The organism is Pseudomonas sp. LTGT-11-2Z (assembly GCF_003691445.1).
Classification (GTDB): domain Bacteria; phylum Pseudomonadota; class Gammaproteobacteria; order Pseudomonadales; family Pseudomonadaceae; genus Aquipseudomonas; species Aquipseudomonas monteilii.
On the sequence record NZ_CP033104.1, the window covers coordinates 1,195,025 to 1,219,195 of the forward strand.

The window sequence follows — 24,171 nt, forward strand, 5'->3', positions numbered from 1 at the left end:
AGGCCTTTTTCATGCTCAGCGGATTAACGCTTGAGCCCGTAGCTCTCATCCAGCATTCCCGGCGAGTTCGGCGCTTTCGGCGCATAGTCGCGTGGCACTTCGGCGGTGTCTTTCGGCGGGGTCAGGCGGTCACGTGGGCCTTGCGGCGCTTCGGAGTGCAGTGCAGCCAGCAGGCGTTGGCGAGTGACTTCATCCAGGGCCAGGCTGTTGGCGCCTTCGGCCAGGTGATCCTGCACGTCCTGGTAGCTTTGGGTCAGTTTCTTGACCAGCACGGCGGTGCTGTTGAAGTGGGTGACCACTTCGTTCTGGTAGCTGTCGAAACGCTTCTGGATGTCATCCAGCTGACGCTGGGTGCTGCTCGGCGCGGCATTGGGCAGCAGGCGAGCGACGACGAAACCGACTACCACGCCGATGACCAGGGCCAGGGTTGGCAACAACCAAACAAGGAGCGAGAGTTCCACGAGTCCTTCCTCTATAAACGGCTTTGCTTTACGTTAACGGCTCAGACCTGCGCTGTATACCGCGAGCGATCGCAAATCAGAACAGAATTCCTCACCTAGACGAATCGACCCCTCCCGAGGTCACGGAGTAGTGCCTTGCTTGTCCGCGAAACCCCCTTGTTCATCGATGGCCCCAGCGGCCAGCTGGAAGCCTTGTACCTCGATGTGGCCGATGCCCGTGGCGCGGTGCTGATCTGCCACCCCAACCCGGTCCAGGGCGGCACCATGCTCAACAAGGTGGTCTCGACCCTGCAGCGCACCGCCCGCGATGCCGGTTACGTCACTCTGCGTTTCAATTACCGTGGCGTTGGCCAAAGCGCCGGCAGCCATGACATGGGCGCAGGCGAAGTGGCCGATGCCGAGGCTGCTGCGGCCTGGCTGCGCGAAAAGCACCTGGGCCTGCCGCTGGTGCTGATGGGTTTCTCGTTCGGCGGCTTTGTCGCCACCAGCCTGGCCGGCCGCCTGGAGGCTGCAGGCACCGAGTTGCAGCACCTGTTCATGATCGCCCCGGCAGTCATGCGCCTGACGGCCGAATTCCCGCTGCCGCAGCGCTGCCCGATCACCGTGGTGCAGCCGGATGCCGACGAAGTCGTTGCGCCGCAGCTGGTTTACGAATGGTCCGACAGCCTGTCGCGCCCCCATGAGCTGCTGAAAGTGGCAGAATGCGGACACTTCTTCCATGGCAAGCTGACCGATCTGAAGGATCTGCTGCTGCCGCGCCTTTCGAACTGAGCCAAGCCTGAATAAGCGAACACCCATGACCACGCGCATTCTTACCGGTATCACCACCACCGGCACTCCGCACCTGGGCAACTACGCCGGCGCCATCCGCCCGGCGATCCGTGCCAGCCAGCAGCCCGGTGTCGACTCGTTCTACTTCCTGGCCGACTACCATGCCCTGATCAAGTGCGACGACCCGCTGCGCATCCAGCGTTCGCGCCTGGAAATCGCCGCGACCTGGCTGGCCGGTGGCCTGGACCCGGACAAAGTGACCTTCTACCGCCAGTCCGACATCCCGGAAATCCCCGAGCTGACCTGGCTGTTGACCTGCGTTGCTGCCAAGGGCCTGCTGAACCGTGCCCATGCCTACAAGGCCTCGGTGGACAAGAACGTCGAGGCCGGCGAAGACCCGGACGCTGGCGTCACCATGGGCCTGTTCAGCTACCCGGTGCTGATGGCTGCCGACATCCTGATGTTCAACGCCAACAAGGTGCCGGTCGGTCGCGACCAGATCCAGCACGTGGAAATGGCCCGTGACATCGGCCAGCGCTTCAACCACCTGTTCGGCCAGGGCAAGGACTTCTTCGCCCTGCCGGAAGCGGTGATCGAGGAAAGCGTGGCAACCCTGCCGGGCCTGGATGGGCGCAAGATGTCCAAGAGCTATGACAACACCATCCCGTTGTTCACTAGCGCCAAGGATATGAAAGACGCCATCTCGCGCATCGTCACCGACTCGCGCGCCCCAGGCGAAGCGAAAGACCCGGACAATTCGCACCTGTTCACCCTGTTCCAGGCCTTCTCGACGCCAGCGCAATGCGCCGAGTTCCGCGAAGAGCTGTTGCAGGGCCTGGGCTGGGGCGAGGCCAAGCAACGCCTGTTCCAGCTGCTCGACGGCCAGTTGGCCGAAAAACGCGAGTACTATCACCAGTTGATCGCCCGCCCGGCGGACCTGGAAGACATCCTGCTGGCCGGCGCTGCCAAGGCCCGCAAGATCGCCACGCCATTCCTCGAACAACTGCGCGAGTCCGTAGGCCTGCGTTCGTTCCGCAGTGGCGTGCAGGCCAATACCGAAGTGAAGAAGAAAGCCGCCAAGAGCGCGCGTTTCGTCAGCTTCCGTGATGAAGATGGCAGCTTCCGCTTCCGCCTGCTGGCCGCCGACGGTGAGCAACTGCTGCTGTCGCGCAGCTTCGCCGATGGCAAGAGCGCTGGTGCCGTGAGCAAGCAACTGCAGCAAGGTGGCGAGGCCGATGTGCGTGTCGAAGGCCTGGGCTTCGGGTTGTGGCTGAACGGTGAGCAAGTTGCCGACGGGCCGCAGTTCGACAGCGCCGAGGCCCGTGATGCGGCCATTCAAAGCCTGCGTGATGCCCTGGCCCCCCAGCAGGACTGAGGCATTTCACTTGTAGGAGCGAGTTTACTCGCGAACACCGGCAACGCCGGTGCCATCCAGCGCAAAGCTGTACTGGATGAGGCATATTGACGCAAGTCTCATTGCCATTAAGCGGGCCTGTCGCTACAGTGACGGCCCGTTTTTTGTTGCCTCGCTAACGAATCATGACTCCCTTAGAACGCTATCAAGCAGATCTGAAACGTCCCGACTTCTTCCATGACGCGGCGCAGGAAACTGCGGTGCGTCACCTGCAGCGCCTGTACGACGACCTGGTGCACGCGCAGAACAACAAGCCGGGCGTGTTCGGCAAGCTGTTCGGCAAGAAGGAGCAGGCCCCGGTCAAGGGCCTGTACTTCTGGGGTGGGGTAGGGCGAGGCAAGACCTATCTGGTCGATACCTTCTACGAAGCGCTGCCGTTCAAGCAGAAGATGCGTACGCACTTCCACCGCTTCATGAAGCGTGTGCACGAGGAAATGAAAACCCTCAAGGGCGAGAAGAACCCGCTGACCATCATTGCCAAGCGTTTCAGCGAAGAAGCCAAGGTAATTTGCTTCGACGAATTCTTCGTGTCGGACATTACCGACGCCATGATCCTCGGCACCTTGATGGAAGAGCTGTTCAAGAACGGCGTGTCGCTGGTGGCTACCTCCAACATCGTGCCGGACGGCCTGTACAAGGACGGCCTGCAACGTGCGCGCTTCCTGCCGGCCATCGCCATGATCAAGCAGTACACCGACGTGGTGAACGTCGACAGCGGCGTCGACTACCGCCTGCGTCACCTGGAGCAGGCCGAGCTGTTCCACTTCCCGCTCAACGATGCGGCGCACCAGAGCATGCGCGCCAGCTTCAAGGCACTGACCCCTGAATGCACCCAGGCGGTCGAGAACGACGTGTTGATGATCGAGAACCGCCCGATCAATGCGCTGCGTACTTGCGATGACGTTGCCTGGTTCGACTTCCGCGCCCTGTGCGACGGGCCGCGTAGCCAGAACGACTACATCGAGCTGGGCAAGATTTTCCATGCCGTACTGCTGAGCAACGTGGAGCAGATGGGCGTTACCACCGACGACATCGCCCGCCGTTTCATCAACATGGTGGACGAGTTCTACGACCGTAACGTCAAGCTGATCATTTCGGCCGAGGTCGAGCTGAAGGACCTGTATACCGGTGGGCGTCTGAGCTTCGAGTTCCAGCGCACCCTGAGCCGGTTGCTGGAGATGCAGTCGCACGAATTCCTGTCGCGCGCACACAAGCCATAAGATTGCTGGGGCCGCAACGCGGCCCCATTGGTCTCAAGCCTCTTGCATGAACTGCTGCCGGTATTGGTTCGGCGACAACTCGGTGTGCTGACGGAACAGCCGCGCAAAGAAACTGGCATCGTCATAACCGACCTCATAGCTGATGGTCTTGATGCTCTTGCGTGTACTCGACAACAACCCCTTGGCTGTCTCGATCCGTAGCCGTTGCAGGTAGTGCAGCGGCTTGTCGCCCGTCGCACCCTGGAAGCGGCGCATGAAGTTGCGGATGCTCATGCCGTGGTTGCGGGCCACATCCTCGAAGCGGAACTTGTCGGCGAAGTGCTCTTCCAGCCAGTGCTGGATCTGCAGGATGATCAGGTCCTGGTGCAGCTTCTGCCCGCCAAAGCCCATACGCCCCGGGGTGTAGTTGCGCTGGACTTCGTAGAGGATGTCGCGGGCCACGGCGCGGGCCACGTTGGCGCCGCAGAAGCGTTCGATCAGGTAGATGTACAGGTCGCAGGCCGAGGTAGCGCCGCCCGCGCAATAGATATTGTCGGCGTCGGTCAGGTGCTTGTCCTGGTTCAGCCGGATCTTCGGAAAGCGCTCGGCAAAGCTGTTGAAGAAGCGCCAGTAGGTGGTCGCCTCCTTGCCATCGAGCAGGCCGGACTCGGCCAGCCAGAACACACCACTGGCCTCGGCGCACAGCACCGCGCCGCGCGCATGCTGGTCGCGCAGCCACGGTAGTACCTGTGGGTAGCGTTGCAGCAGGTTGTCGAAGTCGTCCCAGTAGGCCGGGAGGATGATCACGTCGGCATCGTCCAGGCCACCGTCGACCGGTAGCTGCACATTGCTGAAACTGTCCACAGGCTGGCCGTCGGGGCTCACCAGGCGGATTTCGAACATGGGCTGCAGGCCCAGGCCCAGCTGCTTGCTGTAGCGCAGGCTGGCGAGGTGGAAGAAATCCTTGGCTTGCATCAAGGTCGAAGCGAACACCTTGTCAATGGCCAGGATGCTGACGCGCCGCAGCGACGCGGAGGGTTGGGTAAACATCATTGTCATTGTTCTTATAGGGTAGAGTGGTCAATCACCGGCTGGATCGTCTTATTTTTTGGCGATGGTGTCTACCCCGGTACAGCGCGCGGCCTCTTCGCGGGGTTACCCGCGAAGAGAGCGTTACAGGATTGCTCAAGGCGCAGGGTTGGGCTGCTCCTGGTGAATCGCCTCGATCCCTGCCAGCAGCTCGTCGCTCAGGTTCAACTCAATGCTGGCCAGGTTGCTCTCCAGTTGCGCGAGGCTGGTCGCGCCAATGATGTTGCTGGTCACGAAAGGCTGCCGGGTCACGAATGCCAGGGCCATCTGCGCCGGGTCCAGGCCATGCTCGCGGGCCAGTTGCACGTAGCGGCTGCAGGCCGCCACGGTCTGCGGGTTGGAATAGCGGGCAAAGCGGCTGAAGAGGGTCAGGCGGGCATTCTCCGGCCGTGCACCGTTCTCGTATTTGCCCGAGAGCATGCCGAAGGCCAGCGGCGAGTAGGCCAGCAGGCCGCACTGCTCACGGATGGCCACTTCCGCCAGGCCCACCTCGAAACTGCGGTTGAGCAGGTTGTAAGGGTTCTGGATCGATACCGCCCGTGGCCAGCCACGGCTTTCGGCCAGTTGCAGAAACTTCATGGTGCCCCACGGTGTTTCGTTGGACAGGCCGACGTGGCGGATCTTGCCCGCACGCACCTGTTCGTCGAGTACTTCGAGGGTTTCTTCCAGCGGGGTGAAGTGGTCCTGTGGCAGGTGCTGGTAGCCCAGCTTGCCGAAGAAGTTGGTGCTGCGCTCCGGCCAGTGCAACTGGTACAAGTCGATGCGGTCGGTCTGCAGGCGCTTCAGGCTCTCGTCCAGTGCTGCGACGATGTGCTGACGGTTGTGTTTGAGCTGGCCGTCGCGAATGTGGCTGATGCCGTTGCCGGGGCCTGCGACCTTGCTGGCCAGCACCCAGTCGTCACGGTCGCCTTGCTCACGGAACCAGTTGCCGATGATGCGCTCGGTGGCTGCGTAGGTTTCCGGGCGGGGCGGCACCGGGTACATCTCGGCGGTGTCGATGAAGTTGACCCCGGCGGCCTTGGCCCGGGCGATCTGTTCGAAGGCTTCGGCCTGAACGTTCTGTTCGCCCCAGGTCATGGTGCCCAGGCACAGGGCGCTGACGTTGAGGTCGGTACGGCCGAGCTGGCGGTATTCCATCAGGTAGACACTCCTTGGCAAAGAAGCCCATCAAAGCAGGTTGAAATTTTTCGCGCAATCTGGATAATTCGGCCCCTCTCCGTGTGGCGGAAGTGATGCACCACCACGCAGGAAGAACCCCGTCGAACATTGGCGTGCCCGACCCGAGCCCCCAAAAGCGTCAGCGTTCGGCTGCGCGCTTGCCCTTGGCAAGCTGTGCACTATCCAGTAAGATTCGCCGTCTATTTTTCGCTGGGCGGCCTCTGAGGCTTTAGAGAATGAAAACTTTTACTGCTAAACCGGAAACAGTAAAGCGCGAGTGGTTCGTAGTTGACGCCGCTGGCCAGACCCTGGGTCGTCTGGCTACCGAAATCGCTACCCGTCTGCGTGGCAAACACAAACCAGAATACACCCCTCACGTTGACACCGGCGACTACATCGTCGTTATCAACGCCGAGCAGGTTCGTGTGACTGGTGCCAAGTCTTCCGACAAAATGTACTACTCCCACTCCGGTTTCCCGGGCGGTATCAAGGAAATCAACTTCGAGAAGTTGATCGCCAAGGCCCCAGAGCGTGTTATCGAAACCGCGGTCAAAGGCATGCTGCCTAAGAACCCGCTGGGTCGCGACATGTACCGCAAGCTGAAAGTGTACGCGGGTGCTGCTCACCCACACACTGCTCAGCAGCCTCAAGAACTGAAGATCTAACGGGAAGGTTCATTATGTCGGCGACTCAAAACTACGGCACTGGCCGTCGCAAGACCGCAACCGCTCGCGTATTCCTGCGTCCGGGTACTGGTAACATTTCCATCAACAACCGTTCTCTGGACGTGTTCTTCGGTCGCGAAACCGCTCGCATGGTTGTTCGCCAGCCACTCGAGCTGACCGAAACCGTTGAGAAGTTCGACATCTACGTCACCGTTTCCGGTGGTGGTGTCAGCGGTCAGGCCGGTGCGATCCGTCACGGTATCACCCGCGCTCTGATGGAATACGACGAAACCCTGCGTGGCGCTCTGCGTCGTGCTGGCTACGTCACCCGCGATGCTCGTGAAGTCGAGCGTAAGAAAGTGGGTCTGCGTAAAGCGCGTAAGCGTCCTCAGTACTCCAAGCGTTAATACCGCTTCGGCAGTCGAGAAAAGCCCGGTTCCTTGGAACCGGGCTTTTTTTTTGGCTTGAACTAACCTGTCAGCATGTCAGTGGCCGCTTGTCGCATAGACGCAGATCAAGCAAAACGCGGGTTGTCGCCTCTTGCGGGGTAATCACCTTGTCAGTGTGTGGATTTGTTTCTTACCATGGCGGCCAATTTTTAGTGCCATTGACACAACCTAAGTACAAGCCTGGTTCAACAGGCCAAGCAAGCTGATGGGAGAGGACTGAATGAGCAATGACGGCGTCAACGCAGGCCGGCGCCGCTTCCTCGTAGCCGCGACATCCGTGGTCGGGGCAGCGGGAGCAGTGGGGGCTGCGGTACCGTTCGTGGGGTCATGGTTTCCCAGTGCCAAGGCGAAAGCCGCGGGTGCACCGGTGAAGGTCAATATCGCCAAGGTCGAGGCCGGGCAGCAGATGGTGGCCGAGTGGCGTGGCCAGCCGGTGTTCATTGTGCGGCGAACGGAGGAAATCCTCGGTAACCTGAAAAAAATCACCGGCGACCTTTCTGATCCAGAGTCCAAGGCCTCGGTGCAGCCGGCCTACGTCGACCCTGAGGTTCGCTCGATCAAGCCGGAAATCCTCATTCTCGTCGGCCTGTGCACGCACCTGGGTTGTTCGCCCACCTTCCGCCCGGAAGTGGCGCCTGCTGATCTCGGTCCAAAGTGGGTAGGGGGCTACTTCTGCCCGTGCCACGGCTCTCACTACGACCTCGCTGGTCGCGTCTACAAGTCGCAGCCGGCACCTCTCAACCTGCCAGTGCCACCGCACTCTTACGAGTCGGACGAGATCATCGTCATCGGCGTCGACCAGGAGAACGCATGATGAGCAAGTTCATGGACTGGATTGATGCTCGCTTCCCCGCCACCAAGATGTGGGAAGACCATCTGAGCAAGTATTACGCGCCCAAGAACTTCAACTTCCTGTACTTCTTCGGCTCCCTGGCGCTGCTGGTGCTGGTCAACCAGATCGTCACCGGCGTATGGCTGACCATGAGCTTTACGCCCTCGGCGGAAGAGGCATTCGCCTCGGTCGAGTACATCATGCGTGACGTGGAATACGGCTGGATCCTGCGCTATTTGCACTCCACCGGTGCGTCGGCGTTCTTCATCGTGGTCTACCTGCACATGTTCCGTGGCCTGCTGTACGGCTCCTACCAGAAGCCACGCGAACTGGTCTGGCTGTTCGGTATGCTGATCTATCTGGCGCTGATGGCTGAAGCCTTCATGGGCTACCTGCTGCCGTGGGGGCAGATGTCGTACTGGGGTGCCCAGGTGATCATCTCGCTGTTTGGCGCCATTCCGGTGATTGGCGACGACCTCACTCAGTGGATCCGTGGCGACTACCTCATCTCGGGTATCACCCTGAACCGCTTCTTCGCCCTGCATGTGGTCGCACTGCCCATCGTCATCCTCGGCCTGGTGGTGCTGCACATCCTTGCCCTGCACGAAGTGGGTTCGAACAACCCCGATGGCGTCGACATCAAGAAGAAAAAGGACGAAAACGGCATTCCGCTGGACGGCATCCCGTTCCACCCGTACTACACCGTCAAGGACATTGTTGGCGTGGTGGTGTTCCTGTTCGTGTTCTGCGCGGTGGTGTTCTTCTTCCCTGAAATGGGCGGTTACTTCCTGGAGAAACCGAACTTCGAGCAGGCCAACGCCTTCAAGACGCCTGAGCACATTGCGCCTGTGTGGTACTTCACACCGTTCTACGCCATTTTGCGTGCGGTACCTGACAAGCTGATGGGCGTCATCGCCATGGGTGCGGCCATCGCCGTGCTGTTCGTGCTGCCCTGGCTCGACCGCAGCCCGGTGCGTTCCATGCGTTACAAGGGCTGGATCAGCAAGGTCTTCCTGCTGGTGTTCTGCGTGGCCTTCGTCATTCTCGGCGTGCTGGGCGTACTGGCGCCGACACCTGGGCGCACCTTGCTGTCGCAGGTATGCACGGTGTTGTACTTCGCCTACTTCCTGCTGATGCCGTTCTACACAAGGCTCGAGAAGACCAAACCGGTTCCGGAAAGGGTGACTGGCTGATGAAAAAGTTGATTGCAGTATTTTTGCTGGCAGTGATGCCTGCCTTTTCGTTCGCTGCCGAACCCGGCCTGGAGCTGGACAAGGTCGATATCGACCTGACCGACAAGGCCGCCATGCAGGACGGTGCGCGCACCTTTGCCAACTATTGCATGGGTTGCCACAGTGCCAAGTTCCAGCGTTACGAGCGTGTGGCCGATGACCTCGGCATCCCTCACGAACTGATGCTGGAGAAGCTGGTGTTCACCGGTGCCAAGATTGGTGACCACATGCAGATCGGCATGAAGCCCAGTGACGCCAAGACCTGGTTTGGCGCCGCGCCGCCCGACCTGACGCTGGTGGCTCGGGTGCGCGGTACCGACTGGCTGTACACCTACCTGCGTAGCTTCTATGAGGACCCGTCGCGGCCTTACGGGGTGAACAACAAGGTGTTCCCGAACGTTGGCATGCCCAACGTGCTGGTCGGCCTGCAAGGCAATCAGGTGATTGGTTGCAAGCAGGTGCAGACCGTAACCGATGGCAAGAAGCAGTTCGACCCATTGACCGGTAGCCCGATCACCCATGAAGCCTGCGACCAGCTGACCATTACGCCGAAATCCGGTACCCTGACGACTGAGCAGTTCGACGAGAAGGTCAAGAACCTGGTGACCTTCCTGGCCTATTCGGCCAACCCGGTCAAACTGGAAAGCCAGCGCATCGGTACCTATGTGTTGCTGTACCTGGCTTTCTTCTTCGTATTCGCCTACTTGCTCAAGCGTGAATACTGGAAGGACGTGCACTGATCACGCAGTAGTTTCTGGTTGTTGAACGCGCCCGGGGCGCCCCTAGCAGAAATGCCGGGGGGAGCCCCGGGCGCGTTTTCATTTACAGTTGCATAAGCATCCCGTGCGAGGAGCCGCTACATGGGCGCAACCAACAGGTTAGCCTGCTATTCCGACCCCGCTGATCACTATTCTCATCGGGTACGCCTGGTGCTAGCCGAGAAGGGCGTCACCGTACAGGTCATCGATGTCGACCCCGCCCGCCTGCCGCCCAAGCTGGTCGAGGTGAACCCTTACGGCAGCGTGCCGACCCTGGTCGACCGTGACCTGGCGTTGTATGAGTCGACCGTGGTGATGGAATACCTGGAGGAGCGTTACCCGCACCCGCCGCTGATGCCGGTATACCCGGTTGCGCGCGGCAACAGCCGCTTGCTGATGCACCGCATTCAGCGCGACTGGTGTGCCCTGGCCGATACCGTGCTCGATTCACGCAGCAGTGAGGCTGCCAGAACCGAAGCGCGCAAGGCCTTGCGCGAAAGCCTGACCGGCGTTTCGCCGCTGTTCAATGAATTCGCCTGTTTCATGAGCGATGAGCAAAGCCTGGTCGATTGCTGTCTACTGCCCATACTCTGGCGTTTGCCGGTGTTGGGTATCGAGTTGCCGCGGCAAGCCAAGCCGCTGCTGGATTACATGGAGCGTCAGTTCGCCCGCGAGCCTTTCCAGGCGAGCCTGTCCTCCGTAGAACGTGAAATGCGCAAGCTTTAAGGAGCCGTTGATGAACTCCAGTCGCCCCTATCTGGTTCGAGCACTGTACGAGTGGATCGTCGACAACGATTGCACGCCCCATATGCTGGTCAATGCCGAATTCCCGAAAGTTCAGGTGCCGGATGGTTTCGCCAGTGATGGCCAGATTGTCCTGAATATCTCGCCAAGTGCCGTGCGCCACCTGCACATGGACAACGAAGCGGTCAGCTTCGAGGGCCGTTTCAGTGGAGTGGCCCACTCGCTGTTCGTGCCGGTTGGCGCCATTCTGGGTATCTATGCCCGCGAAAATGGCCAGGGCATGGTCTTCGAGCTGGAGTCGCCAATGGATGGCGACGAGCTGGAAGACGATGACGTGCAGCCGGACGACGACGGGCCGCCAGAGGGGGGTGGGCAGCCGCCACGCCCAAGTGGCCGACCGAGCCTGAAAGTGGTCAAGTAACAAAAAAGGCGATCCAACCGGATCGCCTTTTTCTTTGTTGCAACGCGGGATTACAGGTCGCTGATGGTGCGTACCTGGTCCTTGTTGATGCGGGTGCGCTTGCCATCGAGTTGCTGGAATTCGTAGAAACCGGCGTCGCGGTCGAACTTCGGTGCATCGACAGCCTGGATTTCACGGCCATCGTTGAGGGTAATCAGGCTTGGGGTGGAGCAGCCGGCCAGGGTGGCGAAGGTGCCGATCAACAGGGCAGGCAGCAGAAACGTTTTCATGCGGTGTTTCCTGGGTATCTGAAAAGACAAGTGTTGTGTCTGCCCGAGCCGGCGGTAACGGGCCGGCTCCGGCAAACCGTGAATCAGTCGATGTATTCGAACAGCTTGACGATCTTCTGCACGCCCGACACGCCCTGTACCACGGCAGTGGCCGAGTTGGCCTCCTGCTGGGTTACCAGGCCGAGCAAGTAGACGATACCGTTTTCGGTAATCACCTTGATGCGCGAGCTGGGCACGGCATTGTCAGTCAGCATCTGGGTCTTGATCTTGGTGGTCAGCCAGGCGTCGTTGTTGCGTGCCAGGATGGAGGAGGGCTGCATCACCTGCAGTTCGTTGTGCACTTTCTTGACCCGCTGCACCTGGCCGGCGGTTTGCTCGGCAAGGCTCTTGAGGTCGGCGCGCGGGGTTTGTCCGGCCAGCAGGACGATGCCGTTGTAGCTGCTGACAACGATGTGCGAGCCTTTGTCCAGGTCAGGGCTGGCCTTGGAAATGTTCACGGCGGCCTTGGTCTCGATCAGCGAGTCGTCGATCTTACTGCCGATGGTGCGCGTGCCGCGATCGTCCTCGATCGGCGAATTGCGTGTAGAGGTAAGTACCGAGCTGCAACCGGTGACGCTCAGGCACAGGGTCAGGGCCATCAGGCCGAGGCGCATTGGGGTCATTCTTCACTCCCGAACAGTTGGCTGTCGATCAGGTCGCACAGGCAGTGGATCGCCAGCAGGTGGACTTCCTGGATGCGCGCGGTAACGGCGGAAGGTACGCGGATTTCCACGTCCTCGGGCAGCAGCAGCGAAGCCATGCCGCCGCCGTCGCGGCCAGTCAATGCTACGACAATCATTTCGCGGTCATGTGCGGCCTGGATCGCCTGGATCACGTTGGCCGAGTTGCCGCTGGTGGAGATCGCCAGCAGAACGTCGCCGGGCTGGCCCAAGGCGCGGATCTGCTTGGAAAAGACTTCGTTGTAGCTGTAGTCGTTGGCGATCGAGGTCAGGGTCGAGCTGTCGGTGGTCAGCGCGATGGCAGGCAGGCTCGGGCGTTCACGTTCGAAGCGGTTGAGCAGCTCGGAGGAAAAGTGCTGGGCATCGCCAGCCGATCCGCCGTTGCCGCAGGCGAGCATCTTGCCCTCGTTGAGCAGCGCATTGACCATGACCAGGCTGGCCTGCTCGATGTGCGGTGCCAGGATGTCCATTGCCTGTTGCTTGGTATCGATGCTGGCCTGGAACAGCCGGCGAATTCGGGATTGCATGTCCATCGGGTGACCTTAAGTAGGGCGGTGGCCTTTGCTACGCGCAACAACGACCGGCCCGCGATACATAGAGCAAAAAAAACGAAGTGGGTTCAGCATTCGAAGGCGTTTTTCAGCCATTGAAGCGGTCTGCCTGCATGGTGGCTGCCCTGCAGGGCGACTACGTCGAAGCGGCAGGGGTGGTTGCCCCAATGGGGCTCCTTCTGCAGGAACAGGGTGGCGGCAAGCACCAGCCGTTTCTGCTTGCGCCCGTCGATACTGTCGAGGGCGCCTCCGAAGCCCGCGTGCAACCGGTAGCGGACTTCGACGAATACTACTGTATCGGCGTCAAGCATGACCAGATCAAGCTCACCGCCTTTGCACCGCCAGTTGCGCGCCAGCAGTTGCAGACCTTGCCCCTGAAGGTACTCAAGGGCCTGGTTTTCTGCCGCTTGCCCGGCGCGGGTTGGTGATGCTGCGGCCATCAGCGCGGGGTGTCAGGCAGGCGCTTGATCTGGCCGCCGGCAAATTCGGCCCATGGCAGCTGGCGCTCGACGCGTTGGTTGGCGTTGATGCTCAGGCTGCCCGAAAGGCCCATGACGCGGTTGTCCGGCAGTGCTTTCAGCTGGCCCAGGCGCGGCGCCAGGCTGTAGGCATCAACGCCCATGGCATACAGGCGGCCCAGGCTGCCAGCGGCTTGCGGCCACTGTTGCACGACTTGCTGGCGCAGGCTGTTGCTGGTGTCGAGCAACCATGGCGTTTCGCAGAAGCGAATGCCGTTCATGTCATTGTACTGGTTGACGTCGCCGCTGGCGCTGTACAGGTTCGAGGTAGCGTAGACAGGCACGTCACCGGCGTACTGGAAGTTCAGGGTCGGCTTGATCTGCTGTGCCTGCTGTGGGGTCGAGGCGAGGAAGATGAAGTCGATGTCCTGACGGCGCGACGGTTGTGCTGCGATGCTACCGCCTACCGTGCTTTGCAGGCTCTTGGCGCGGCCCTCGCTCTGGCGCAGCTGGAACAGGTCGGCAATTTGCTGGGCCAGGGCGACGGGTTGGGCGATGCGCTCGGCGGCGAGCAGGGTGCCGCCATTGCCTTCCCAGTCCTGGCGGAAGGCGGCCAGTACGCGGTCACCCCATTCGCCACTCGGTACCAGGGCCACGGCGCGAACCATGCCGTCTGCGCGTGCGCGGCGGGCAACTTCGCGGGCCTCGTCTTCGGCAGCCAGGCCGAACTGGAACAGCTGCGGCGGCGCCTTCTGACCGGCGTCAGCGTAGTTCAGGGCCAGAGTGGTAATGGGCAGCTGAGGTTTGGCGGCCAGTTGCTTCACCAGCGGTTTTTCCAGCGGGCCGATGACCAGTTGCACGCCAGCGGCCTGGGCCTGGCGATAGAAATCATCGAGCGAGCCGATGCGCGAGCTGTCGAACACCTGCACTGCAGGCGCTGGCTGGCCGGCCTGCTGGGCCTGGAAGTGGGCGGCCATGAAGCCGTCGCGCAACGCGCGGGCAACACCGGCCAGCGGGCCTTCCTGCGGCAGCAGTAGGGCAATTTTGGTCAGCGGCTGGCTGGCCAGTTCCTTGAGCTTGGTCAGTGCCTGCGGCAGTTGCAGGGCTGCCGGGTGGTCCGGGTGCTGTTTGACCCAGGCTTCGATAGCCGCTTGCTGCTGCTCCAGGGTGCCGGCGCTTTTCACGGCGAAGGCCAGGCTGGTCCAGCCGCTCAGCGTCTGGTCGTTGGCTGGCTGCTGCAGTTGCTCTGCCGGCAGCGAGGCGACCAGTGCCCAGATGGCATCGTTGTTGGCACTGGCGGCCTGGCCGCTGAGCAGCGGGGTCAGCAGTACACGCTGTTGCGCAGCAGCCAGGGCCTGGCCGTCGGCTTCGAGGGCGGCGGCGTGCACGCTGTAGGTGCGTGCTTGCTGCTCTGCCGGAAGCTCGGTGACGCGCTGCAGGCTAGGGTGAGCCAGTGCTGTCAGGGCGGCCTTGGGTTGGTTGCGGCTCATGGCCAGTTCGGCAGCGAGGGTGCTGGCGAACACTTGCTGGGCCGGCTTGAGCGTGTCCAGCGGCACTTGCTCGAGGATGCGTGCGGCGCGTGGGAAATCCTTCTGCTTGTAGGCCAGGTCGGCTGCGCTCAGGCGCAGCAGGGCGGCGTCTTCCGCAGACTTGCTGGAAGCGGCCTTTTCGAGCAGTTGCTCGATGCTGGCATCCGGGGTGCGTGGCAGTTCGCCCAGGCTGGATGAGGGCGAGCTGGCGCAGGCTGCCAGCAGGGCAGCGAGGCAGAGGGCTGTGAGCAGCCGCAGGCAAGCGATCATGTAAAGGTCCTGTTACTCGATCAAGTTGGCCGGCAATTGTACCCAAGCACTGGCCGGGGCGCGATGTCGCCGTGTCGATCCTTCACTATAGGTGGCTTGCCGCCGGTCGCTGGTGAAGTTCTTTGCGCCCTGTTGCAGGCGCTCGGGCTACAATGGCGCCTTTGATCCGAATGACAGGTGTGCGCAGTGACTGATGTGGCAGGGGCTTCGAAATCCACGGTGGGGACGCTGTATGTGGTGGCAACCCCTATCGGCAACCTCGATGACATGAGCGCCCGGGCGTTGAAGGTGCTGGCGGACGTGGCGCTGATCGCCGCCGAGGACACCCGCCATTCGGTCCGGCTGTTGCAGCACTTTGGCATCGACACGCCACTGGCGGCCTGTCATGAGCACAACGAGCGCGACGAAGGCGGGCGTTTCCTCACCAAGCTGCTGGCTGGCGAGAACGTGGCATTGGTCTCTGATGCCGGCACCCCGCTGATTTCCGACCCCGGCTACCACTTGGTGCGCCAGGCGCGGGCCGCTGGGGTGAATGTGGTGCCGGTGCCGGGTGCCTGTGCTTTGATCGCTGCGCTGTCGGCGGCCGGCTTGCCGTCGGATCGCTTCATCTTCGAGGGGTTCCTACCAGCCAAGCAGGCGGGGCGCCGGGCACGCCTGGAGCAGGTAAAGGAAGAGCCGCGCACGCTGATCTTCTATGAAGCCCCGCACCGAATCCTGGAGTGCCTTGAAGACATGGAGGCGGTTTTTGGTGGTGACCGCCCGGCATTGCTGGCGCGCGAACTGACCAAGACGTTCGAGACCCTCAAGGGCCTGCCGCTGGCTGAGTTGCGTGCCTTCGTGGCCGGCGACAGCAACCAGCAGCGCGGTGAGTGCGTGGTATTGGTGGGTGGCTGGAGTGCGCCGGAGGGCGAGCAGGCCATCAGTGCCGAGGCCCAGCGGGTGCTCGACCTGTTGTTGGCCGAGTTGCCGCTAAAGCGGGCGGCTGCACTTGCGGCTGAAATTACCGGGGTGCGCAAGAACCTGTTGTATCAACTTGCCCTTGAAAAACAGAAAGCTGAATAGTGGCAAATTGATATAAATGCCGGTATTGCTTGTTCTTGATCGCGCGTGCCGGTAACCTTGTCGGCGGAGAGTCGATCGGACAGTCGCTGCCTGTTTTTGTTCCGCAACTTTTTGTTGTGTGAGCAGCAGGGGGAGGAAAGTCCGGGCTCCATAGGGCAGAGTGCCAGGTAACGCCTGGGAGGCGTGAGCCTACGGAAAGTGCCACAGAAAATAACCGCCTAAGCACTTCGGTGCCGGTAAGGGTGAAAAGGTGCGGTAAGAGCGCACCGCACGGCTGGCAACAGTGCGTGGCTAGGTAAACCCCACTCGGAGCAAGACCAAATAGGGTTCCATCAGGCGTGGCCCGCGTCGGAACCGGGTAGGTTGCTAGAGGCGTCCAGTGATGGCCGTCGTAGAGGAATGACTGTCCTCGACAAAACCCGGCTTACAGATCGACTCTCCACCTTTCCTTCTCTGCTTCATTCGATAGCAGATCCTCTCTGGTAATACCGAAAAAATCTTACTCTTGATAAATCACTTTAACTTCGAACTCCATTCGCTTGCGTGGGTTTGATTTTTCTCGTCTTTTTTTCTCCTTGGTAGTGCTTCCACCTTCTCTTAACGCGCTAAATCTCGGTCCTGTAAGGCTTTTCCTTATGAACGTGCCTTGACGGTGCTGCGGGCGGATTCCTATAGTGTGCGCAAGTGGCAGAAAGTGGGATGAAGTGGGTTTTCTGACACAAAAAAGCTAACATTGTGGGGAATCGCAGCCGTGTTCCGCGGAGCCAACGCCGTCAGCCTCGATGCCAAGGGTCGTCTCGCCATGCCGAGCCGGTACCGTGACGAGCTCGATTCGCGTTGCAATGGTCAACTGATCGTGACCATCGACGCCGTGGACCCCTGCTTGTGTGTTTATCCCCTCGATGAGTGGGAACAGATAGAAGCCAAGTTGCGTGCCTTGCCGTCGTTGCGTGAGGAAAACCGTCGCCTGCAGCGTTTGCTGATCGGTAATGCGGTTGACCTGGAGCTCGATGGCAGTGGCCGTTTCCTGGTGCCGCCCCGCCTGCGTGAGTACGCCAAGCTCGACAAGAAGGCGATGCTGGTGGGGCAGCTGAACAAATTCCAGCTGTGGGATGAAGATGCCTGGAACGCGGTTTCGGCAGCCGACCTTGCAGCTATTCAACAACCGGGCGCCATGCCCGACGAATTGCGTGACCTGATCCTGTGACCATAGATAGCGGCTTCAACCACATTACCGTCCTGCTCGACGAAGCTGTCGAGGCATTGGCCCTGCGCGCCGACGGTTGCTATCTGGACGGCACCTTTGGCCGTGGCGGACACAGCCGGCTGATTCTCAGCAAGCTCGGGCCGCAAGGGCGGCTGCTGGGCTTCGATAAAGATCCACAGGCGATTGCCACAGGGCAAGCGCTGGCGGCCGAAGACGGCCGCTTTGTCATTGTGCAGCGCAGCTTTGCCGAGCTGGGCGCGGAAGTGGCCGAGCGCGGCCTGCACGGCAAGGTCAGCGGCGTGTTGCTGGACCTTGGTGTGTCGTCGCCGCAACTGGATGACCCCGAGCGTGGTTTCAGCTTCCTCAATGACGGCCCGCTGGACATGCGCATGAACCCGGCCCAGGGCATCAGCGCCGCCGAGTTCATCGCCACCGCGCCGATGGAAGAAATTGCCCGCGTCTTCAAGGAGTACGGTGAAGAGCGCTTCGCCGGCCGCATGGCGCGTGCCGTGGTCGAGCGCCGTGAAAAGGAGCCTTTCACCCGTACCGCCGACCTGGCGGAAGTACTCAAGGTGGCCAACCCTGCCTGGGAAAAAGGCAAGAACCCGGCTACCCGTGCCTTCCAGGGCCTTCGCATTCACGTCAACAACGAACTGGGTGATCTGGAAGCCGGTCTTGAGGCCGCGCTCGATGCCCTCGAAGTCGGTGGCCGCCTGGCGGTGATCAGCTTCCACTCGCTGGAAGACCGTATCGTCAAGCTGTTCATGCGCAAGCTGGTCAAGGGCGAGGCCGACAACCTGCCGCGCAACCTGCCGGTACAGCACAAGGCCTTCGAGCCGAAAATCAAGCTTATCGGCAAGGCCCAGTTCGCCTCCGAAGCCGAGCTCAAGGCCAACCCACGGTCGCGTAGCGCCGTGATGCGCGTGGCGGAGAAGCTGCGGTGAGCAGGCTGTTTGCCAAACCCTTGCCAGGCGGAAGCTTCCTGATGCTTCTGCTGTTCGTTGCCGTGCTGGTTTCGGCTATCGCCGTGTCCTACAGCGCGCACTGGAACCGTCAGTTGCTCAACACCTTGTACGGTGAGCTGAACGAGCGTGACAAGGCCCAGGCCGAGTGGGGGCGTCTGATTCTTGAACAGAGCACCTGGACTGCTGCCAGCCGTATCGAGAACCTGGCTTCCGAGCAGTTGAATATGCGCGTACCTTCGGCTGACGAAGTACGGATGGTGGCGCCATGATGAAACTCGAAGGCGCACTCTACCCGTGGCGCTTCCGCGTGGTGATCGGCCTGCTGGCCATCATGGTCGGTGCCATTTGCTGGCGCATCATCGATTTGCAGGTCGTTGACCGTGACTTCCTCAAGGGGCAGGGCGACGCGCGTAGCCTGCGTCATATCCCTATTCCGGCGCACCGTGGCCTGATTACTGACCGCAACGGTGAACCGCTGGCCGTGAGCACCCCGGTTACCACCCTGTGGGCAAACCCCAAGGAAATGCAGGCGTCCAAAGACCGCTGGCCGCAGTTGGCCGCAGCGCTTGGGCAAAACCCGCAGCAGTTGACCGAGCGCCTGACCCAGCAAGCCAACAAGGAATTCATCTACCTGGTCCGCGGCCTGACCCCTGAGCAGGGCCAACATGTGCTCGACCTGAAAGTGCCCGGTGTGTACGGCCTGGAAGAATTCCGTCGCTTCTACCCGGCCGGTGATGTCACTGCGCACATGGTCGGCTTCACCGACCTCGACGACCATGGTCGCGAAGGTGTCGAGTTGGCCTACGACGAGTGGCTGGCCGGCGTGCCCGGCAAGCGCCAGGTGATCAAGGACCGGCGCGGCAGGCTGATCAAAGACATCCAGGTAACCAAGAACGCCAAGGCCGGTAAGACCTTGGCGTTGTCGATAGACCTGCGCCTGCAGTACCTGGCCACCCGCGAACTGCGCAACGCCATTGCCGAACAGGACGCCAAGGCCGGCAGCCTGGTGATCATGGACGTCAAGACCGGTGAGGTCCTGGCCATGGTCAACCAGCCGACCTACAACCCCAACAACCGCCGCAGCATGTTCCCGGCCGCCATGCGTAACCGGGCGATCATCGACGTGTTCGAGCCGGGCTCCACGGTCAAGCCGATCTCCATGAGTGCGGCGCTGCAGAGCGGCCGCTGGAAACCGACCGACAAGGTCGAGGTGTACCCGGGCAGCCTGCAGATCGGCCGCTACACCATCAAGGACGTGTCGCGCAGTGAAGGCCCGATCCTCGACCTGACCGGCATCCTGATCAACTCCAGTAACGTCGGCATGAGCAAGATCGCCTTCGATATTGGCGGTGAGGCTATCTACCGCGTCATGTCCCAGGTCGGCCTGGGTCAGTACACCGGCCTTGGCTTCCCGGGTGAGCGCGTCGGTAACCTGCCTAACCACCGCGAGTGGCGCAAGGCCGAGACCGCAACCTTGTCCTATGGCTATGGCGTGTCGGTGACCGCCCTGCAACTGGTGCATGCCTACGCGGCGCTGGCCAACGACGGCAAGATGGTGCCGCTGTCGATCCTCAAGGTCGATAAGGCGCCGGACGCTGTGCAGGCCATTCCAAAGGAAACCGCCGAAACCGTTCAGGGCATGCTGCAGCAGGTGATCGAAGCGCCGCGTGGCGTGTTCCGCGCCCAGGTGCCGTTCTATCACGTGGCCGGCAAGTCCGGTACCGCGCGTAAGGCCACCGTGGGTTCCAAGGGCTACACCGAAAACGCCTACCGCTCGCTGTTCGCCGGCTTCGGTCCGATGAGCGACCCGCGCTACGCCATCGTTGTAGTCATCGACGAGCCGGGTAAAGGCGGCTACTTCGGTGGCCTGGTTTCTGCGCCGGTATTCAGCAAGGTCATGTCCGGCACCCTGCGCCTGATGAACGTGCCGCCGGATAACCTGCCGCCACCAGCGCCAGCGGCACCCGCCGTGCAATCGCAAGTCAACGCAGCAGCCGCCAAGGGAGGGCGTGGATGATGACAATGCCATTGAGCAAACTTTTCGCCCACGCCAGCCGTGACCCGCTGATTCGTGAGCTGACCCTGGACAGCCGCAATGTACGCCCGGGTGACCTGTTCCTGGCCGTGCCGGGCGCCAAGGTAGATGGTCGTGAGCATATTGCCGATGCCCTGGCCCGTGGCGCCGCTGCCGTGGCCTACGAAGAGCAGGGCGCCAACGTGCTGCCGCTGACCGATGTGCCGCTGATTCCGGTCAAAGGCCTGATCGCTCAGTTGTCGGATATTGCCGGGCGCTTCTATGGCGAGCCCAGCCGCCAGTTGAACCTGGTGGGGGTGACCGGCACCAACGGAAAGACCAGCGTTACCCAACTGGTGGCCCAGGCGCTCGACCTGCTCGGCCAGCGCTGTGGCCTGATTGGCACCCTGGGGACCGGGTTCTACGGTGAGCTGCAGAGCGGCCGCCTGACCACGCCCGACCCGATCGCCGTACAGTCGACCCTCAACGACCTCAAGAAAGGTGGCGCAAAGGCCGTGGCCATGGAGGTTTCCTCCCATGCTCTGGAGCAGGGCCGGGTCGCCGCGCTGGAATTCGACATCGCGGTCATGACCAACCTGTCCCGCGACCACCTGGACTACCACGGCAGCATGGAGGCCTATGAGGCCGCCAAGGCCAAACTGTTCGCCTGGCCGAGCCTGCGCTGCCAGGTGGTCAACCTGGATGACAATTTCGGCCGTCGCCTGGCCGCCGATTTTGCCCGTCGCCCGAGTCTCGACCATATCGAGACCCGGTTGCTCAGCTACAGCCTGGAGAACCCGGAGGCTTCGCTGTTCTGCCGCGAAGCCGTGTTCAATGACGATGGCGTGCGCGCCACCCTGGTCACCGCCCAGGGCGAACGTACCCTGCGCAGCCAGTTGCTGGGCCGCTTCAACCTGAGCAACATGCTCGCCGCCGTGGCGACCCTGTTGGCGCTGGACTATGCGCTGGACGAAATCCTCAAGGTCACCCCGCAACTGCAAGGGCCGGTAGGCCGCATGCAGCGCCTGGGTGGCGGCGACAAGCCGCTGGTGGTGGTCGACTACGCGCACACCCCGGACGCCCTCGAGAAAGTGCTCGAAGCCCTGCGCCCGCACGCCCACGGCAAGCTGCTGTGCCTGTTCGGCTGCGGTGGCGACCGTGATCGCGGCAAGCGCCCGCTGATGGCCGAAGTGGCCGAGCGCCTGGCCGACCGCGTACTGGTCACCGATGACAACCCGCGTACCGAAGACCCGCTGCGCATTTTCGACGACATCCGCCCCGGTTTCGCCAAGCCTGCCGAGGTCGAGTTCGTCGCAGGCCGTGGTGAAGCCATCGCGCACCTGATTGCCACCGCTGCTGCCAACGACGTGATCGTGCTGGCCGGCAAAGGGCACGAGGATTATCAGGAGATCAATGGCCAGCGCCATGACTTCTCCGACCTGACCGAAGCCGAGAAGGCACTTGCAGCCTGGGAGGCTCCACATGCTTAAGCCGCTGTCACTCAGCCAGCTGACCACAGCACTGAGTGGTCAACAAATCGGTGGCGACGCCACCTTCAACGGTGTCAGCATCGACAGCCGCAGCGTCAGCGCCGGGCAACTGTTCGTCGCCTTGGCAGGTCCGCGTTTCGATGGTCATGACTACCTGGCCGATGTGAAGGCCAAAGGCGCGGTCGCTGCCCTGGTCGAGCGTGAAGTGGCCGGTGTCGATCTGCCGCAATTGCTGGTCAAGGATTGCCGGGTAGCGCTCGGTCAACTCGGTGCCTTGAACCGTGCCGCTTTCGACAAGCCTGTTGTTGCCATTACCGGTTCCAGCGGCAAGACCACCGTCAAGGAGATGCTCGCCAGCATCCTGCGTACCCGTGGCCTTGTACACGCCACCCGTGGCAACCTGAACAACGACCTCGGCGCGCCGCTGACCCTGCTGGAGATCGCCCCTGAGCACAGCGCGGCGGTGATCGAGCTGGGCGCCTCGCGCATTGGTGAAATCCGCTACACCGTCGGCCTGACGAAGCCTCAGGTGGTCATCATCAACAATGCCGGTACCGCCCACGTTGGCGAGTTCGGCGGGCCGGAAAAGATCGTTGAAGCCAAGGGCGAGATTCTCGAAGGCCTGGGCGAGGGCGGTACTGCCATCCTCAACCTGTCTGACAAGGCGTTCGACATCTGGCGCAAGCGTGCCGGCAAGCACCGCATTTTCACCTTTGCACTGGATAACCCGCAGGCAGACTTCCATGCCAGTCATATTGGTCGTGATGCCCGGGGCTGCCCGTCGTTCACCCTGCATGGGCCTGATGGCAGCGTGCCGGTGCAGCTGAACCTGCTGGGTACCCACAACGTCAGCAATGCCTTGGCCGCTGCGGCTGCCGCCCATGCCGTTGGTCTGAGCCTTAGCGGCATCGCCGCCGGCCTGGCTGCGGTACAACCGGTCAAGGGCCGCACCGTCGCGCAGATCGCGCCGAACGGTGTGCGGGTAATTGACGACAGTTACAACGCAAATCCCACCTCCATGTGCGCGGCCATTGATATACTCGCCGGCTTTTCCGGGCGCACCGTCCTGGTGCTTGGAGATATCGGCGAACTGGGGCAATGGGCGGAAGAAGGCCACCGTCAGGTGGGGGACTACGCGCGTGGCAAGGTCGATGCCCTATACGCAGTGGGTTCCAACATGACATATGCGGTCAAGGCGTTCGGCGCCAATGGTCGTCATTTCGCTACTCAAGCTGAGCTGATCGACGCCGTTAGCGCCGAAAGTGCCAGCGACACCACTATCTTGATCAAGGGCTCGCGCAGCGCTGCGATGGAAAACGTCGTGGCGGCATTGTGCGGTGCCAGCGGGGAGAAACATTAATGCTGCTGCTGTTGGCCGAGTATCTGCAACAGTTCCACAAAGGCTTCGCGGTCTTCCAGTACCTGTCCCTGCGCGGGATTCTTGGTGTACTGACCGCGTTGTCCCTGGCGCTGTGGCTGGGGCCGTGGATGATCCGTACCCTGCAAATTCGTCAGATCGGCCAGGCCGTGCGTAACGACGGCCCGCAATCGCACCTGTCCAAGTCCGGCACCCCGACCATGGGTGGCGCATTGATCCTGTCGGCCATCGCCATCAGCACGCTGCTGTGGGCTGATCTGTCCAACCGCTACGTGTGGGTGGTGCTGATCGTGACCCTGGCGTTCGGTGCCATCGGTTGGGTCGACGACTACCGCAAGGTGATCGAAAAGAACTCGCGTGGCCTGCCAAGCCGCTGGAAGTACTTCTGGCAGTCGGTGTTCGGTCTGGCTGCGGCCGTGTTCCTGTACAAGACCGCGCCGACCAGCGTCGAGACGACGTTGATCCTGCCGTTCATCAAGGACGTCACCATCCCGCTGGGCATCGGCTTCGTGGTGCTGACCTACTTCGTCATCGTCGGCTCCAGCAACGCGGTCAACCTCACCGACGGCCTCGACGGCCTGGCAATCATGCCGACGGTGATGGTCGGCGGCGCCCTGGGCATCTTCTGCTACCTGTCGGGTAACGTGAAGTTCGCCGAATACCTGCTGATCCCTTACGTGCCGGGCTCGGGTGAACTCATCGTGTTCTGCGGCGCGCTGATCGGTGCGGGCCTGGGCTTCCTGTGGTTCAACACCTACCCGGCGCAAGTGTTCATGGGTGACGTCGGTGCGCTGGCACTGGGCGCGGCGCTGGGCACTATCGCGGTCATCGTTCGCCAGGAAATCGTCTTGTTCATCATGGGCGGCATCTTCGTCATGGAAACCTTGTCGGTGGTGATCCAGGTCGCCTCCTTCAAGCTGACCGGCAAGCGCGTGTTCCGCATGGCGCCGATCCACCACCACTTTGAACTCAAGGGCTGGCCAGAGCCACGGGTGATCGTCCGCTTCTGGATCATCACCGTGATTCTGGTGCTGATTGGCCTTGCAACCCTGAAGCTGAGGTAGAT

General features: G+C 61.7%; 26 protein-coding genes and 1 other RNA gene. 19 read left to right on the forward strand and 8 right to left on the reverse strand.

Features of this window, described 5'->3' with window-relative positions; genetic code table 11:
- Positions 1–23 precede the first annotated feature (23 nt).
- On the reverse strand, positions 24–461 hold the full coding sequence (locus tag D8767_RS05425) for a YhcB family protein (RefSeq protein WP_016713539.1): 438 nt from the start codon (positions 459–461) through the stop codon (positions 24–26).
- Between the two features lie 135 nt (positions 462–596).
- Between D8767_RS05425 and D8767_RS05430 the strand changes: the two genes are divergently transcribed.
- The 3 genes from D8767_RS05430 to zapE all read left to right on the forward strand — a co-directional run bounded on the left by D8767_RS05430 (position 597) and on the right by zapE (position 3,866).
- Positions 597–1,232 carry an alpha/beta hydrolase gene (locus tag D8767_RS05430; protein WP_016713540.1) on the forward strand — a complete coding sequence of 212 codons (636 nt, stop codon included), beginning with the start codon at positions 597–599 and terminating at the stop codon, positions 1,230–1,232.
- Between the two features lie 25 nt (positions 1,233–1,257).
- Positions 1,258–2,607 (forward strand): tryptophan--tRNA ligase, encoded by a 1,350-nt coding sequence (locus D8767_RS05435; RefSeq protein ID WP_016713541.1) that lies wholly within the window; start codon positions 1,258–1,260, stop codon positions 2,605–2,607.
- A gap of 164 nt (positions 2,608–2,771) precedes the next feature.
- On the forward strand, positions 2,772–3,866 hold the full coding sequence (gene zapE, locus D8767_RS05440; protein WP_016713542.1) for a cell division protein ZapE: 1,095 nt from the start codon (positions 2,772–2,774) through the stop codon (positions 3,864–3,866).
- 33 nt (positions 3,867–3,899) lie between these two features.
- Here the strand turns inward: zapE and D8767_RS05445 are convergent, their stop codons facing one another.
- Together D8767_RS05445 and D8767_RS05450 are read right to left on the reverse strand one after the other, a co-directional pair.
- Positions 3,900–4,820: a GlxA family transcriptional regulator gene (locus D8767_RS05445; RefSeq protein ID WP_174442268.1), complete on the reverse strand. Its 921-nt coding sequence runs from the start codon at positions 4,818–4,820 to the stop codon at positions 3,900–3,902.
- 210 nt (positions 4,821–5,030) lie between these two features.
- Positions 5,031–6,071, reverse strand: a complete 1,041-nt coding sequence (locus D8767_RS05450) for an NADP(H)-dependent aldo-keto reductase (RefSeq protein ID WP_016713544.1) — start codon at positions 6,069–6,071, stop codon at positions 5,031–5,033.
- Between the two features lie 257 nt (positions 6,072–6,328).
- Here D8767_RS05450 and rplM point away from each other — a divergent pair, with 257 nt between their 5' ends.
- From rplM to D8767_RS05485, 7 genes are all read left to right on the forward strand, one after another.
- Positions 6,329–6,757, forward strand: coding sequence for a 50S ribosomal protein L13 (rplM, locus tag D8767_RS05455; RefSeq protein WP_003251819.1), 429 nt, complete (start codon positions 6,329–6,331; stop codon positions 6,755–6,757).
- Positions 6,758–6,771: 14 nt separating this feature from the next.
- Positions 6,772–7,164: a 30S ribosomal protein S9 gene (gene rpsI, locus D8767_RS05460; RefSeq protein ID WP_003260797.1), complete on the forward strand. Its 393-nt coding sequence runs from the start codon at positions 6,772–6,774 to the stop codon at positions 7,162–7,164.
- Positions 7,165–7,426: 262 nt separating this feature from the next.
- Complete coding sequence (gene petA / locus D8767_RS05465; RefSeq protein ID WP_003251823.1) at positions 7,427–8,020, forward strand: ubiquinol-cytochrome c reductase iron-sulfur subunit; 594 nt, start codon at positions 7,427–7,429, stop codon at positions 8,018–8,020.
- Positions 8,020–9,231 carry a cytochrome bc complex cytochrome b subunit gene (locus D8767_RS05470; RefSeq protein WP_003251825.1) on the forward strand — a complete coding sequence of 404 codons (1,212 nt, stop codon included), beginning with the start codon at positions 8,020–8,022 and terminating at the stop codon, positions 9,229–9,231. The genes petA and D8767_RS05470 overlap by 1 nt, the downstream gene beginning before the upstream one ends.
- The gene (locus tag D8767_RS05475; RefSeq protein WP_016713545.1) at positions 9,231–10,010 is read left to right on the forward strand and encodes a cytochrome c1; all 780 of its coding nucleotides are present in this window, start codon (positions 9,231–9,233) and stop codon (positions 10,008–10,010) included. Before D8767_RS05470 ends, D8767_RS05475 begins: the two co-directional genes overlap by 1 nt.
- Positions 10,011–10,130: 120 nt before the next feature.
- The gene (locus D8767_RS05480) at positions 10,131–10,754 is read left to right on the forward strand and encodes a glutathione S-transferase N-terminal domain-containing protein (RefSeq protein WP_016713546.1); all 624 of its coding nucleotides are present in this window, start codon (positions 10,131–10,133) and stop codon (positions 10,752–10,754) included.
- A 10-nt stretch (positions 10,755–10,764) separates the two neighbouring features.
- On the forward strand, positions 10,765–11,193 hold the full coding sequence (locus tag D8767_RS05485) for a ClpXP protease specificity-enhancing factor (protein WP_016713547.1): 429 nt from the start codon (positions 10,765–10,767) through the stop codon (positions 11,191–11,193).
- A gap of 50 nt (positions 11,194–11,243) precedes the next feature.
- Here D8767_RS05485 and D8767_RS05490 read toward each other — a convergent pair whose 3' ends face one another.
- From D8767_RS05490 to D8767_RS05510, 5 genes are all read right to left on the reverse strand, one after another.
- On the reverse strand, positions 11,244–11,462 hold the full coding sequence (locus D8767_RS05490; RefSeq protein ID WP_016713548.1) for a YgdI/YgdR family lipoprotein: 219 nt from the start codon (positions 11,460–11,462) through the stop codon (positions 11,244–11,246).
- An 83-nt stretch (positions 11,463–11,545) separates the two neighbouring features.
- Positions 11,546–12,124, reverse strand: a complete 579-nt coding sequence (locus D8767_RS05495; RefSeq protein WP_016713549.1) for a BON domain-containing protein — start codon at positions 12,122–12,124, stop codon at positions 11,546–11,548.
- Complete coding sequence (locus D8767_RS05500; RefSeq protein ID WP_016713550.1) at positions 12,121–12,714, reverse strand: phosphoheptose isomerase; 594 nt, start codon at positions 12,712–12,714, stop codon at positions 12,121–12,123. The genes D8767_RS05495 and D8767_RS05500 overlap by 4 nt, the downstream gene beginning before the upstream one ends.
- A gap of 86 nt (positions 12,715–12,800) precedes the next feature.
- Positions 12,801–13,172 carry a YraN family protein gene (locus tag D8767_RS05505; protein ID WP_019098045.1) on the reverse strand — a complete coding sequence of 124 codons (372 nt, stop codon included), beginning with the start codon at positions 13,170–13,172 and terminating at the stop codon, positions 12,801–12,803.
- Positions 13,172–14,989, reverse strand: coding sequence for a penicillin-binding protein activator (locus D8767_RS05510; RefSeq protein ID WP_016713553.1), 1,818 nt, complete (start codon positions 14,987–14,989; stop codon positions 13,172–13,174). The genes D8767_RS05505 and D8767_RS05510 overlap by 1 nt, the downstream gene beginning before the upstream one ends.
- Before the next feature lie 186 nt (positions 14,990–15,175).
- Here D8767_RS05510 and rsmI point away from each other — a divergent pair, with 186 nt between their 5' ends.
- From rsmI to mraY, 9 genes are all read left to right on the forward strand, one after another.
- Entirely contained in the window at positions 15,176–16,051 is an 876-nt protein-coding gene (rsmI, locus tag D8767_RS05515) for a 16S rRNA (cytidine(1402)-2'-O)-methyltransferase (protein WP_016713554.1), read from the forward strand.
- A gap of 67 nt (positions 16,052–16,118) precedes the next feature.
- Positions 16,119–16,494: RNase P RNA component class A (gene rnpB / locus D8767_RS05520), an RNA gene on the forward strand.
- A 308-nt stretch (positions 16,495–16,802) separates the two neighbouring features.
- Positions 16,803–17,258 (forward strand): division/cell wall cluster transcriptional repressor MraZ, encoded by a 456-nt coding sequence (gene mraZ, locus D8767_RS05525; protein WP_004575120.1) that lies wholly within the window; start codon positions 16,803–16,805, stop codon positions 17,256–17,258.
- Positions 17,255–18,202 carry a 16S rRNA (cytosine(1402)-N(4))-methyltransferase RsmH gene (rsmH, locus tag D8767_RS05530; protein WP_016713555.1) on the forward strand — a complete coding sequence of 316 codons (948 nt, stop codon included), beginning with the start codon at positions 17,255–17,257 and terminating at the stop codon, positions 18,200–18,202. Before mraZ ends, rsmH begins: the two co-directional genes overlap by 4 nt.
- The gene (ftsL, locus tag D8767_RS05535) at positions 18,199–18,492 is read left to right on the forward strand and encodes a cell division protein FtsL (RefSeq protein ID WP_016713556.1); all 294 of its coding nucleotides are present in this window, start codon (positions 18,199–18,201) and stop codon (positions 18,490–18,492) included. Before rsmH ends, ftsL begins: the two co-directional genes overlap by 4 nt.
- Entirely contained in the window at positions 18,492–20,240 is a 1,749-nt protein-coding gene (locus D8767_RS05540) for a penicillin-binding protein 2 (RefSeq protein WP_161775512.1), read from the forward strand. Before ftsL ends, D8767_RS05540 begins: the two co-directional genes overlap by 1 nt.
- Positions 20,237–21,727, forward strand: a complete 1,491-nt coding sequence (locus tag D8767_RS05545) for a UDP-N-acetylmuramoyl-L-alanyl-D-glutamate--2,6-diaminopimelate ligase (RefSeq protein ID WP_016713558.1) — start codon at positions 20,237–20,239, stop codon at positions 21,725–21,727. The genes D8767_RS05540 and D8767_RS05545 overlap by 4 nt, the downstream gene beginning before the upstream one ends.
- Positions 21,720–23,087 (forward strand): UDP-N-acetylmuramoyl-tripeptide--D-alanyl-D-alanine ligase, encoded by a 1,368-nt coding sequence (murF, locus tag D8767_RS05550; RefSeq protein WP_016713559.1) that lies wholly within the window; start codon positions 21,720–21,722, stop codon positions 23,085–23,087. Before D8767_RS05545 ends, murF begins: the two co-directional genes overlap by 8 nt.
- Entirely contained in the window at positions 23,087–24,169 is a 1,083-nt protein-coding gene (gene mraY, locus D8767_RS05555; RefSeq protein ID WP_016713560.1) for a phospho-N-acetylmuramoyl-pentapeptide-transferase, read from the forward strand. The genes murF and mraY overlap by 1 nt, the downstream gene beginning before the upstream one ends.
- Positions 24,170–24,171: the final 2 nt, after the last annotated feature.